This window comes from Pedobacter sp. JCM 36344, from assembly GCF_046546555.1.
Classification (GTDB): Bacteria; Bacteroidota; Bacteroidia; order Sphingobacteriales; family Sphingobacteriaceae; genus Pedobacter.
The window spans coordinates 32414-44528 of the sequence record NZ_JBKHKK010000003.1 but is presented as its reverse complement, the minus strand read 5'-3'; the positions used below and the strand labels follow the sequence as shown (position 1 = coordinate 44528).

Sequence of the window (12115 nt, the reverse complement as noted above, 5' to 3'; positions counted from 1 at the left end):
AAATCATGAAATTCTCAACATTGGCAGTCATTGCCTTTAGTATCGTACCCTTTACTTCTTTTGCTCAGTTCCAAAAGATCGACAATTTAAGACCTTATGACAAAACAGGGATCAATGTATTCGAAGATCCAAAAGACTCTTCTACAACTTTCGATGGCTTAAAACTTAAGTTTGGTGCCGGGTTTACACAACAGTTTCAAAACTTAAAGCATAAAAATCCAGGTGCTTTAAATAACAACATCGGCTCATTTAATCCTGCTGTACCAGGGAATAGGCTGAAAATAATTACCCCTGGATTTCAAACAGCACAGGCCAACTTATATATGGATGTTCAATTGGCAGATGGGATCAGGTTAAATATTACCAGCTATCTTTCTACCAAACACCACAACGAAACTTGGGTTAAAGGTGGGTACATTCAGTTCGATAAACTTCCTTTCAATGGCAAGATCTGGGATGACATCATGGAGATCGCAACAATAAAAATCGGACACTTTGAGGTAGATTATGGAGACGAGCATTTCCGCAGAAGTGACGGTGGTAGTACCATCTACAATCCATTTATGGAAGGTAACATCGTTGATGAGTTTGCAACAGAAATTGGCGGACAAGTTATGCTAAGAAAAAATGGTTTCTTTGGATTGCTAGGAGCAACAAATGGCATGATAAAAGGTAATGTCGATTCCCTGTATGCTGCATCAAACCCTGATGGCGACTACAAAAAAGCGCCCTCTATATTATTAAAGGGTGGTTTTGATAAACAAGTTATGGATGATGTACGCCTTAGAGTAAGTGCTTCTTATTACGGCAATCAAAGCTCTGGGGGCAATACAATATTTGGCGGCGACCGTTCTGGATCTAACTATCAGTATGTAATGGAGCTTAATTCTGCTAACCCAAGTAGTACAAGCGGTGCCGGAACACCATTAGCTTTCTCTGGTCGTTTCAATCCAGGTTTTAGCAAAAAAGTTAATACTGTTATGCTTAATGGCTTCTTAAAGTTTAAAGGACTGGAATTATTCGGGACTTTTGAAGCAGCTTCAGGAAGAACATCCAAAGAAACAGACACCCGGAAGATGAATCAGTTTGCAGCAGATGCAGTTTACCGCTTCGGGAAAAATGAAAACTTGTTCATTGGCGCTAAATACAATACTGTGAAAGCACGCTTGGCAAATACAGCTGTGATTAATTATGCAGATGACGTAAAGATTAATCGCGTTGCAGCAGCAGCAGGCTGGTTTTTAACCAAAAACGTGTTATTAAAAGGAGAATATGTGGTGCAAAAATATGAAGATTTCCCTACTCAGGATTACCGCGCCGGAGGTAAATTCAATGGTTATGTAATAGAAGCGGTAGTTGGTTTCTAATTCCAAAAATTATGATAACTAAAATAATGAAAGCAGCGGTTGTCCATCAGTTTGGACAGCCCTTGTAAATTGAAGAAGTTAAGGTTAGAGAACCTGGCGAAAATGAAATTTTAGTTAAAGTTATCGCCTGTGGCGTTTGTCATACAGATTTGCATGCATAAGCTTCGCAGAATATGTTATTGCAGATTCCAGATACGTGGCACGATTCCCTCAAATATCGATTTTACCGCAATGGCACTAATTATTTGTGCCGGAGTAACGGTGTATAAAGGGTTGAAAGGAACAGAAGCAAAACCTGGAGAATGGGTAGTTATTTCCGGAATTGGTGGTTTAGGCCACTTGGCTGTTCAGTATGCAAAGGCAATGGGACTACATGTTGCAGCTATAGATATTTCGGATGACAAACTCCAGCTGGCAAAGGATTTAGGTGCAGATCTAACCGCTAGTTACAGCACCCTCTACAATCGCCTTTAACCAAGGAATGAGCGCGTTAAGGCGTAAAGGAGTTCTTTCACTAAACGGCTTACCTCCTGGTACTTTTGATCTGTCTATCTTTAATACTGTGATTAATGGCATCACAATTAGGGGCTCCATTGTAGGTACACGAAAAGATATGGAAGAAGCTATTTCGTTTGCATTGGAAGGGAAGGTGAAAGCGACCGTAAAAGCAGCTAAACTAGAAGACATCAATACGGTGTTTGAGGACATGAAAAAGGGCGATATTAGTGGTAGGATCGTTTTAGAGATCGCAAAGCCTTGATTTGCTTTTTCTAAACAATCATTAAATGGGAGGTATTGAAAATTGCTAACTTAGCTGCTTTAATACCTCCCATTTAATGAGTTTAACACATACTGTCAAAGCCTTTAATGATCTTTCTGGTCAGGAACTTTACGATATACTTCGCCTACGCAGCGAGGTATTTGTTATTGAACAAAGCTGCGTTTTTCTGGATCAGGATGATAAAGACCAACATTGTTTTCATCTTTCTTTATTCTCTGAGGGGCATTTGGCTGCTTATAGCCGACTTCTACCTGCAGGAGTTTCCTATGAGGAGGTGTCGATTGGCAGGGTGCTTACCTCGCCAGCTTTTCGAGGTACGGGTTTAGGCAGAGTGTTGATGGAACTTTCCATTGAGAATTGTGAATTAATATTCGGCAAGGGGCCAATTCGTATTGGCGCCCAAACTTATGCACTGCCCTTTTATACTTCTCTAGGATTTGTCAAGCATGGAGAAGTTTATGATGAAGATGGTATTGAGCACGTTGAAATGATAAGGTTATGATCTTAACTTACCTGAGATAGCTAATTAACTATTGTTCACAAATCTTTGGTATAACGTGATGCCGCCATCTACGTATATGGTTGCACCCACCATGAAATCGCTTTTATCTTATGCCCATTGAGGGTCACAGTTTTAGTGAATTTATTCATAGAAGTATAGTGGTTATAACAAGAAAGGTTGCAGACCGTGGGTTAAGTTGATAGCATACGGACTTTAGTGTAGGCCATGCAAAACTTCAAAACCGCCGTAACTGGCCATTTCAGCTGAATGATGCACGGTTAAATTCAATTTTAACCTTTCAATCAATTCTTTTGCAAAAGTAATACTGCGGTGCAAGTCTCCTGTTCCCCTGATCTCAATCCCTCTTGCAAGAACCTTAAACTTGTGAGGCTCAAATTTTTGAATGAATTTCTGAAGGTCTGTGTTGATATGAATGTCTGTTTTTGGCATTTGGTTAAAGGTTTTATTTTTACATGAAAGACAATAATGAGCTTAAATGTTTGCTTTATATTTGGCACATCTCCTGCTTTATTCATTCTTTACGAATTTTTAGATCTTAAACGTCTGTTTATCAATGTATAACATGTTTGTCAGACATTTATAATAAAAACATCCTATTGAATTTTGTCATTTGTTTAAAGCTTGAAATTTTATAAAAAAGGGTAGTTTTGTGTACGCTATTTAGTCCCGAAATCATAATTTAAAAGCAGATGAGCACAGCTCCGGTCGTCCTTTTTGTATATAATCGTCTCGATCATACCCGTCAGACAATTCAAGCCCTTCAAAAAAACATTCTTGCCGAAGAAAGTGATTTGTACATCTATGCCGATGGTGCTAAAAATGTAGCTGCCGAAGTCCCGGTAAATGTGCTTCGGGAATACTTAAAAACTATTAATGGTTTCAAAAGTGTAACCATCAGATTGCGTAAAAACAATATAGGGCTCAATGAGAACATAATTAGGGGTGTAACAGAAGTAATCAATGCTTGTGGGAAAGCCATTGTCTTAGAAGACGATCTGGTTACTTCAAAATGGTTTCTTAAATATATGAATGATGCATTAGATTTATATATCGATCAGCAGGAAGTTGCTTGTATTCATGGCTATCTCCTTCCAGTGCAGCAAAAGCTTAAAGAGGCATTCTTTTTAAAAGGTGCCGACTGTTGGGGCTGGGGCACTTGGAAACGTGCTTGGGATCTGTTTGAGCCAGATGGCTCTATATTGTTAAGTAAAATTGAAAAAGGAGAACTTCAAGACGAGTTTGATTTCGGCGGCACATATCCTTACACCCAGGCGCTAAGGGTGTTGGGCGCGGATGGAGCCGCTTGCTGGGACATCCGTTGGTATGCTTCAGCTTTTCTAGAAAACAAACTTACCCTGTATCCTGGCACCTCGTTAGTCAATAACATTGGTCACGACAATAGCGGCACCAACTGTGGGGATACGCAGAGTTACGAAGTAGTTTTAGCGGAAAAACAGCTTAATGTGGAGGTGGTAATTTTACATGATAAACTGGCTTACAATGCCTTCGCAGATTTTTTTAGAACACTACCAGTTTTGCAGCTTCGTCGGAAGAGTTGGATTTCTAAATCCTTCAAATACATTAAATCATTAGTAGTAAATCAATGATTGCTTCTCAACTACCTGTCAAGCCATTGTTTAAATGAGACTGCTTTTTCCCGGCTGATTAGGATTTCCGCCTTCGGATATTTGTTAATTGCTACTTTGAGCTTTCCATTGAAATAATTGTGGATGTCTTTTATAATTCCTAAAGAGATAATGTGTTGTCTGTTGGCCCTAAAAAATAAGGATGGATCCAGTTGTTCCTCTAATTCATCCATGGTTTGTGTAGTAGCATAAACTTGCCGGTCTCCCGCAACTAAATGTGTTACTTTAAACTCAGAGTAGATATAGTCCAATTCTTCAACACCAACAGATTTGTACCCATCATTTAAGGGAATCAGAAATCTGGAGCGGTAACTTGCGCCTTGTTTTTTGATGATATCGATAAGGTCCGCTATTGCCGGATCTGGTTGATGGTTGGATATCAATTGCTTAAATTTCAATAGCGCTGCCTCAAGTTCTGGTTTATGAATAGGCTTTAACAGATAATCTATGCTGTTGACTTTGAAGGCCCGGATAGCATATTCATCATAGGCAGTAGTAAAGATTACAGGCGCTGTTACCGGGCAAGAGCTGAAAATTTCAAAACACAGTCCGTCAGCCAACCTTACGTCCATCAAAATCAAGTCTGGAGATGGTTGCGCATTAAACCAGTCAATACTATCAGCTACGCTCTCCAGAATATCACAAACTATATATTCAGAGTCAATTTCTTTTACCATCGCCTGTAAGCGGTTGGCATTGTGCCGTTCATCCTCAATGATCAATATATTCATCTGTTAATTAGTAATATCCATCAGTGGGAGCTTCACCCGGAATAGCTTATTTTCTTCTGTAATGTCTGGTAGTCGATCCGAAAGTAACTTGTAACGTCCTTTTATATTCTTTATGCCCGTTCCTGTGGAAGGTATGTTATAATTAAGTGGCTGTAGTGTATTTGTTACTAACAAGTCCTCGTTTTCGTCAGCTCTTATAGTGATTAACAGGGGCTTTGAACGTGAAGCTGTGTTGTGTTTGATAGCATTTTCTATAAGCAATTGCAAGGTGATAGGGGGAATGCCTTTTTTTAGTACAGCATCAGGAAGATCCGAATCCATCTTTATATTGTCTCCCAGCCGAATTTTGATCAGATAGTAGTAAGCATTGGCAAAGTTGAGCTCCTCTTCTACCGAAATAATATTCTTATTCACGTTTATTATCATATATCGGTACACTCGGGAAAGTTTCTCTAAAAAATGTTGTGCAAGGTTCTGGTCTTCAGTGATCAGCGCCGAGAGCGTACTAAAATTATTGAACATAAAATGCGGGTCAAGCTGCATTTTTAGCGACTCAAGCTCTGCCTCTAGTGCTATGCGTTTAAATTCGGCAGCTTTTAGATTAAGGGTTGAGCTTTCCAATAAAGCTACTTTCCATTGTTGTAGAAAGAAGTTTCCTGTATAGATGAGACTGATTAGTATGGATAATAACACACTGACCACAAAGGTTTGACGAAGTGCAATTGAGTTTATTTCACTAAACTTTCTTCCATCACCAAGTAGCGTGATAGTGGTGTTCATATAAAGATAGAGGAAAACGATTGTTGTCAGGATTTGTATACAGAATTGCAGGAGAAACCTTGCCATAGGAAATTCCTGCCATCGCATTTTTCTATCGAGAAACCTGGCAACCGCCAAACTAATCTCCGTTAAGCCGATACAGTAGATCAAGACGAATATTAGTTCTCTAAAGATTTCAGTACTTGTTCTGTTAAAAAAGATGGACCAGGAGCGGTACGGATCGATTAAGACAGATAAAATATAGAATGTAACAAACACCACAGGTATAATAATGAACCTGAAGTACTTATAAAAGTCTTTCGCCTGCCTGTTTAACTTCATAATAAGAATTGATATACAAGATTAGTAAAACTTTAGTCAGATTTCTCGTGATTATTGACCGAAGGTGAGTAATCTAATACTAAACCGTGTAATTTCGGAACTCAAGCAACATAATCATTTGCTTGAGTATGCTTTTTGTATTGCTTCAGTTATGAATTTCCTATGTTCGGTCAACTTTCCTTAGTTAAAATCTCCATTCCATATACTTTTGCTTTTTCTAATTCTCCATGTCATATAACTATGAATATCTATAATTTAAAAGTCTTAATCCTCGCTTGTGCAAGCATCCTTATTCCAGGGATGGCATTTGCACAAGTAGATAGCGCTGGGACGATCCTTAAAAAGGCAACATTGCAAGATGTCATAAGCTATGCCTTAAAAAATAAGCCACTAGTACAACAGTCTCTTATTGATGAAGAGATTGGTGAACGTGATATAAAATCTGCCCTTTCGGGCTGGCTTCCTCAAGTTAACGGAAACGGTTCGCTTAACCACAATTTAAAACAGCAAACACAGATCCTTACTACAAATGGAGAAACTTCCTTCCTAACATTTGGTGGAAAAAACACCTCTTCGGTTTTGTTACAGGCAGATCAACAGATCTTAAATGCAGGTTTAATCCAAGCTTCAAAGACCGCTAAATATTTTAGACAACAATACAAGCAAAGCACGGAAAACAATAAAATTAATACCGTAGTGGACGTTAGTAAAGCTTTTTATGATATCCTGACGGGCAAAGAACAATTGAATATCATCAACGAAAATATTGCCCGTTTGGAAAAGCAGTACAAAGATGCGAATGCGCAATACGAGGCGGGACTTGTAGATAAAACAGACTTTCAACGGGCGCAGATTAGCCTTAGTAACGCTAAAGCTGATCTAAAAAGAACCCAGGAATTGTTAAAATCTAAGTATGCTTATCTAAGAGAACTGATTGGATATACTGCCAATAAGGAATTTGACCTGGCCTATAGCGAAGGAGAGTTGGAGAAAAATATGCTCATAGACACTAACCAGGTTGTAAACTATTCTGGGCGTGTTGAATATCGTTTGCTTCAAACTCAACGTGAACTTCAACGCATCAACACAAATTACAACAAGCTCAGTTACCTGCCTTCCTTGGCTGGTTTCTATAACTACGGATGGAACTTCCAGAGTCAGCAGTTCAATGATCTTTACGACAGGGTTTTCCCAAGTTCGGTTGTTGGACTTAAGTTAAGCATTCCGATCTTTCAGGGAGGAAAACGCACACAGGAGATCAAAAAATCACAATTGCAGGAAAAGCGAATTGATCTTGATCTTGTGAATACCACAAATCAAATCAATACCCAATATGAATCGGCCATGGCAATTTATAAGGCCAATTTGAACGACTTAACTACTTCGAAAGCAAATGTCGAAATCTCAAGACAAGTTTATAATACCATAAAGCTTCAGTATGACGAGGGGATAAAAACATATTTGGATCTGATGACCTCAGAAACAGACCTCCGCACTGCTCAACTTAACTATTTAAACGCTTTGTATAGTCTACTTTCATCGAAACTGGACGTACAACAAGCATTAGGCACAATAACAATCAATTAATATGCATCAAATGAATACGATTAACAACATAAAACTGGGCATCATCGTTCTTAGTTCCATAGTCCTCGCATCTTGTGGTGGAGGTGACAAATCTGCTCAACCACAGGGACCGCCACCAGCAACTCCAGTAACAACAGTTACGGTGACAGAAGAGGAAGTAGTGACTACGGACACTTATCCTGGAGTAGTGATAGCGCTAAATGAAGTGGAATTACGTCCGCAGGTAGGCGGTTATGTGACTGCTATTTTTGTTAAAGATGGTCAGAAAGTAGTTAAGGGCCAAAAGCTTTATGAGATAGATAGAACTAAGTATATAGCTGCTTACAATGCTGCCAAGGCGGATGTTGCCGTCTCTAAGTCAAACCGTGATAAAGCTCAAAAAGATGCAGACAGGTACACGAGATTGGCCGAACAGGATGCTGTAGCTAAGCAACGTGTTGATTATGCGCTAACAGACTTAGCAAATGCAGAATCACAGGTAGCTGCCGCTCAGGCGCAGCTTTCGTCTATAGCAAATGATTTAGAGCGTGCTACAATAGTTTCACCACTAACAGGAACGATTGGTATTTCGCAGGTAAAACTTGGTGCTTTGGCATCACCGGGCACAACACTGTTAAACACAGTGTCTACATTTAACCCTATAGCCGTAGATATTTCAGTAAACCAGGCCGAGATCCCTCGATTTACACAGCTTCAAAGAATACCGTCAGCAGTTAAAGATTCGCTTTTTAGCATTCAATTACAGGATGGCAGCATTTTCAAAGGGCAGGGTCGCATTGTAGCTATAGATCGCGCTGTAGATCCTCAAACGGGAACAATAAAGGTTAGGATAAGCTATCCAAACGCCCAAGGTAGACTTATTTCCGGTATGACAGTAAATTTGAAAGCACTTAACGTAGCTTCAGAACGCCAACTTGTTATTCCATACAAAGCTCTTCAGGAGCAGTTGGGAATATTCAATGTCTACGTAGTAGGTGACAGCAGCAAGGCAGAACCAAGAAATGTGAAATTAGGTAAGCAATTTGGTCAGAGTGTGGTGATTAGTAGTGGTCTTAAGCAAGGAGAAGTGATCGTTGTTGAAGGGGTGCAGAATGTAAAACCGGGCGCTAAGGTGCAGGCTGGAACAATAGGCCAAGCGAATGGACAACAAGCTGCAGCTTCAGTTAAGAAATAATTCAAAATCTAAGAAAAACATATGATTTCAGAAGTTTTTATAAAGCGACCGACCACGGCAATTGTAATCTCGATCTTACTTGTATTGATAGGTACGATTGTACTTACTACGTTGCCGATCAGTCAGTACCCAAACATTGCACCTCCGACAGTAACGGTTAGCGGTACCTATACAGGAGCTGATGCACAAACTGTAGAGCAGACAGTAACTACCCCTATAGAAAATCAGATCAACGGTACGCCAGGAATGAAGTATCTGTCATCAAACAGTACATCTGATGGTCGTTCAGCCATTACGGTAACATTTGATGTAGGTACAAATATTGACATCGCGGCACTTGATGTACAAAATAGGGTGGGTATCGCGGAACCTGCATTACCTGAAGCTGTTAGAAGATTGGGTATTACCACTAAAAAGGCCAATAATGATATCCTTATGGTACTTGGTTTGTATTCCCCAAATGGAACCTACGACCAAAAATTCATATCAAATTACGTTAACTTATACGTCAAAGACGCCTTGTTAAGAATTCCTGGAGTTGGTGATGTTCAAGCATTTGGTCAGCCCTTCAGCATGAGGGTTTGGCTTGACGCTAATAAGCTTTCCCGTTTAAATATATCACCAGCTGAGGTTTCTGCTGCAATCGCAGAGCAGAACTCTAGGATACCGGGTGGTACAGTTGGTGGGCCTCCTCAGAATTCTAATCAGACTTTTGAGTTTTCAGTGATTCTTGACGGAGATTTAAATACTAAGGAACAATTTGAAAATATCGTTGTAAAATCGGGTGAAGGCGGTTCTGCGGTTTATCTTAAAGACATTGCGAGGGTGGAACTTGGAGAATTCAGTTATTCTACACGGGCGAGGATTAATGGTAAGGTTGCTTCAATGATGGCCGTCAACCAGACACCTGGCGGTAATGCAGTTGCCACTGCAGATGGGATTGAAAAGGAGTTGAAAGCACTTAAAAAGTCCTTTCCAAAGGACCTGGATTATGTAATTGGATATGAAACTGTTTCGATTGTTAAAGTTTCAATCGATGGGGTGGTAAATACCTTAATTGAAGCGTTGATTTTGGTCACCCTCGTGGTGTTCTTCTTCCTGCAAAGCTGGAGAGCAACCCTGATACCTGTTCTTGCGATACCGGTATCCATCATAGGTACATTTATTCTCTTTACCGTACTTGGATTCTCAATCAATGTACTAACCATGTTTGGATTTGTACTTGCGATCGGTATTGTGGTGGATGATGCGATCGTTGTGGTGGAGGCTGTACAGCATTACATGGATCATGATGGGCTATCTGCTCCAGATGCGACTCGTAGGGCGATGAAAGATATCACTGCGCCAGTTATCGCGATTGCGTTGATTCTTGCCGCCGTATTTATTCCGGTAGGATTTATCCCCGGCATGGTTGGGCAACTTTATCAGCAGTTTGCGATAACAATTGCTGTATCTGTATTGCTTTCGGCCTTTATCGCTTTGTCGCTTACGCCGGCGTTATGTTCATTGCTTTTGAAGCCAATGAACTTGAATGAGAACTCCAGAGGGTTAAACAAGTTCTTTTACAAGTTCAACAGCTGGTTTGGAAAAGTAACCAATAAGTACTCAAATGGTGTAAAATGGGCGTTGAAAAAAGCGCCGTTGGTAATTGTAATCCTCGTTTGTCTTTATATAGGGACTGTTGGATTGTTTGTCAAGAAACCAGGTGGATTTATTCCAAGTGAGGATGCTGGTATTTTCTTAATGGGGGTATCACTGCCGGAGGGTGCTTCAGCGGCCAGAACAGATGCTTTTATCAAAAGGATCACCGAAACGATTAAGAAAAAATTCCCAGAGGTTAAAAACATAACTTCCATAGGAGGTATCAATATCTTGAATAGGTCATTTAAATCCAATGCAGCTACGTTTTTTGTTCAGCTAAAAAGTTGGGATGATCGTGAGGGAGACGTTGCATCCACGATAGTCGGGGTGACCAAAGAGTTTGCAGGTGACAAAGACGGAAGCGTTATTGTTGTGGCGCCGCCTCCCATTCCAGGACTTGGAATTAGTGGAGGTTTCTCTCTTCAGATCCAGGAGAAGCAAGCTGGAGATATCAAGCAATTTGAGGCCAATGTTGGAAAATTCCTCATGGCCGCGAACCAAAGACCTGAAATTGGGATGGCTTATACGCTGTTTAACTCGAGAACACCAAATTACCAGGTTCATGTTGACCGTGATCAGGCTAAAAAAATGGGTGTTTCAATCGGCGCCGTTTACAGTACAATCTCTGCCTATCTTGGTAGCAGCTACATTAACGACTTTACGAAATACGGACGGAACTTTAGGGTCGTAACTCAGGCAGATACAAATTTCCGAAAAGGAATCGAAGACTTGAGCAGACTTTATGTCAAGAATAACGCGGGAAGTTCTGTACCTCTAAGTTCCATTGTCACTTATGATGTGGTAGAAAAGCCGTCGATCATCAATCACTTTAATTTATTCAGATCTATAGAGATTACCGGATCTGCTAAGCCAGGATCTAGTTCTGGGGATGCTTTAAAGGCGCTGGAGGAAGTTGCATCCAAAACATTACCATCGAATTATAGCTATAGTTTTTCCGGGCTAAGTCTGGAAGAAAAGGAGGCAGGTAGCAGTACCACTTTAATCTTTGCTTTAATTATTGTATTTGTATTCCTATTGTTGGCATCCTTGTACGAAAGCTGGTCTGTACCGTTCTCTATTTTGCTTTCTGTTCCTTTAGGATTATTTGGAGCGATTCTGGCGCTGACTTTCCTCCCAAAACTGGACAATAATATTTACGCTCAGGTTGGTTTGATTACATTGATCGGGCTGTCTGCAAAGAACGCGATTCTGATTGTGGAGTTTGCGAAAGAACGTGTTGATTGGGGAATGGAATTGATTGTTGCTACAATCGAAGCTGTTAAGCTACGTTTGAGACCAATCATTATGACTTCATTAGCCTTTATTCTGGGCGTGATTCCTTTAATTATTTCCCATGGTGCAGGAGCTGTTTCCAGAAAAACTATTGGATGGACGGTTGCGGCAGGGATGTTATCGGCCACGGTCTTGGCGCTTTTTATTGTTCCTGTGCTGTTCGTATTGATCACAAAACTAGCTTATGGTAAAAAGAAGCTTGCTGAGCTTGAGGCCTCTTATAAGCCTGAAGAGCATAAGGATACGCTCCATGCGGATTGATAACTGGAAT

Annotated in this window: 11 protein-coding genes; 8 read left to right on the top strand and 3 right to left on the bottom strand. The window is 40.3% G+C overall.

The features are described 5' to 3' along the window. Positions 1-5 precede the first annotated feature (5 nt). The 4 genes from ACHFIZ_RS03735 (at position 6) to ACHFIZ_RS03720 (ending at position 2650) form a co-directional block, all read left to right on the top strand. A complete protein-coding gene (locus tag ACHFIZ_RS03735; protein ID WP_410882997.1) occupies positions 6-1367 on the top strand; it encodes a hypothetical protein in 1362 nt (453 codons plus the stop codon). A 231-nt stretch (positions 1368-1598) separates the two neighbouring features. Beyond that, positions 1599-1841, top strand: coding sequence for a zinc-binding dehydrogenase (locus tag ACHFIZ_RS03730; protein WP_410882996.1), 243 nt, complete (start codon positions 1599-1601; stop codon positions 1839-1841). Positions 1842-1848: 7 nt separating this feature from the next. Continuing rightward, entirely contained in the window at positions 1849-2127 is a 279-nt protein-coding gene (locus ACHFIZ_RS03725; protein ID WP_410882994.1) for a hypothetical protein, read from the top strand. A 76-nt stretch (positions 2128-2203) separates the two neighbouring features. Then, positions 2204-2650 carry a GNAT family N-acetyltransferase gene (locus tag ACHFIZ_RS03720; RefSeq protein WP_410882992.1) on the top strand — a complete coding sequence of 149 codons (447 nt, stop codon included), beginning with the start codon at positions 2204-2206 and terminating at the stop codon, positions 2648-2650. A 213-nt stretch (positions 2651-2863) separates the two neighbouring features. Here ACHFIZ_RS03720 and ACHFIZ_RS03715 read toward each other — a convergent pair whose 3' ends face one another. Beyond that, positions 2864-3100: a hypothetical protein gene (locus ACHFIZ_RS03715; protein WP_410882990.1), complete on the bottom strand. Its 237-nt coding sequence runs from the start codon at positions 3098-3100 to the stop codon at positions 2864-2866. Positions 3101-3360: 260 nt separating this feature from the next. Here ACHFIZ_RS03715 and ACHFIZ_RS03710 point away from each other — a divergent pair, with 260 nt between their 5' ends. Continuing rightward, positions 3361-4278 carry a glycosyltransferase family 2 protein gene (locus ACHFIZ_RS03710; RefSeq protein WP_410882988.1) on the top strand — a complete coding sequence of 306 codons (918 nt, stop codon included), beginning with the start codon at positions 3361-3363 and terminating at the stop codon, positions 4276-4278. 11 nt (positions 4279-4289) lie between these two features. On the opposite strand, the gene ACHFIZ_RS03705 is transcribed toward ACHFIZ_RS03710, so the two are convergent. Together ACHFIZ_RS03705 and ACHFIZ_RS03700 are read right to left on the bottom strand one after the other, a co-directional pair. Beyond that, on the bottom strand, positions 4290-5048 hold the full coding sequence (locus tag ACHFIZ_RS03705; RefSeq protein WP_410882986.1) for a LytR/AlgR family response regulator transcription factor: 759 nt from the start codon (positions 5046-5048) through the stop codon (positions 4290-4292). A gap of 3 nt (positions 5049-5051) precedes the next feature. Further along, complete coding sequence (locus ACHFIZ_RS03700) at positions 5052-6149, bottom strand: sensor histidine kinase (RefSeq protein WP_410882984.1); 1098 nt, start codon at positions 6147-6149, stop codon at positions 5052-5054. 240 nt (positions 6150-6389) lie between these two features. On the opposite strand from ACHFIZ_RS03700, the gene ACHFIZ_RS03695 reads away from it, so the two are divergent. From ACHFIZ_RS03695 to ACHFIZ_RS03685, 3 genes are read left to right on the top strand one after another with little or no spacing between them, the layout of a single operon-like run. Next, a complete protein-coding gene (locus ACHFIZ_RS03695) occupies positions 6390-7736 on the top strand; it encodes a TolC family protein (protein ID WP_410882982.1) in 1347 nt (448 codons plus the stop codon). A gap of 10 nt (positions 7737-7746) precedes the next feature. Further along, complete coding sequence (locus ACHFIZ_RS03690) at positions 7747-8910, top strand: efflux RND transporter periplasmic adaptor subunit (RefSeq protein WP_410882980.1); 1164 nt, start codon at positions 7747-7749, stop codon at positions 8908-8910. Positions 8911-8931: 21 nt separating this feature from the next. Further along, positions 8932-12105 (top strand): efflux RND transporter permease subunit, encoded by a 3174-nt coding sequence (locus ACHFIZ_RS03685; protein ID WP_410882978.1) that lies wholly within the window; start codon positions 8932-8934, stop codon positions 12103-12105. Positions 12106-12115: the final 10 nt, after the last annotated feature.

Bases quoted from the DNA above. Each gene is read 5' to 3' on its own strand.
- ACHFIZ_RS03735 (WP_410882997.1), top strand. From the start codon at position 6: ATGAAATTCTCAACATTGGCAGTCATTGCCTTTAGTATCGTACCCTTT.
- ACHFIZ_RS03730 (WP_410882996.1), top strand. From the start codon at position 1,599: ATGGCACTAATTATTTGTGCCGGAGTAACGGTGTATAAAGGGTTGAAA.
- ACHFIZ_RS03725 (WP_410882994.1), top strand. From the start codon at position 1,849: ATGAGCGCGTTAAGGCGTAAAGGAGTTCTTTCACTAAACGGCTTACCT.
- ACHFIZ_RS03720 (WP_410882992.1), top strand. From the start codon at position 2,204: ATGAGTTTAACACATACTGTCAAAGCCTTTAATGATCTTTCTGGTCAG.
- ACHFIZ_RS03715 (WP_410882990.1), bottom strand. From the start codon at position 3,100: ATGCCAAAAACAGACATTCATATCAACACAGACCTTCAGAAATTCATT.
- ACHFIZ_RS03710 (WP_410882988.1), top strand. From the start codon at position 3,361: ATGAGCACAGCTCCGGTCGTCCTTTTTGTATATAATCGTCTCGATCAT.
- ACHFIZ_RS03705 (WP_410882986.1), bottom strand. From the start codon at position 5,048: ATGAATATATTGATCATTGAGGATGAACGGCACAATGCCAACCGCTTA.
- ACHFIZ_RS03700 (WP_410882984.1), bottom strand. From the start codon at position 6,149: ATGAAGTTAAACAGGCAGGCGAAAGACTTTTATAAGTACTTCAGGTTC.
- ACHFIZ_RS03695 (WP_410882982.1), top strand. From the start codon at position 6,390: ATGAATATCTATAATTTAAAAGTCTTAATCCTCGCTTGTGCAAGCATC.
- ACHFIZ_RS03690 (WP_410882980.1), top strand. From the start codon at position 7,747: ATGAATACGATTAACAACATAAAACTGGGCATCATCGTTCTTAGTTCC.
- ACHFIZ_RS03685 (WP_410882978.1), top strand. From the start codon at position 8,932: ATGATTTCAGAAGTTTTTATAAAGCGACCGACCACGGCAATTGTAATC.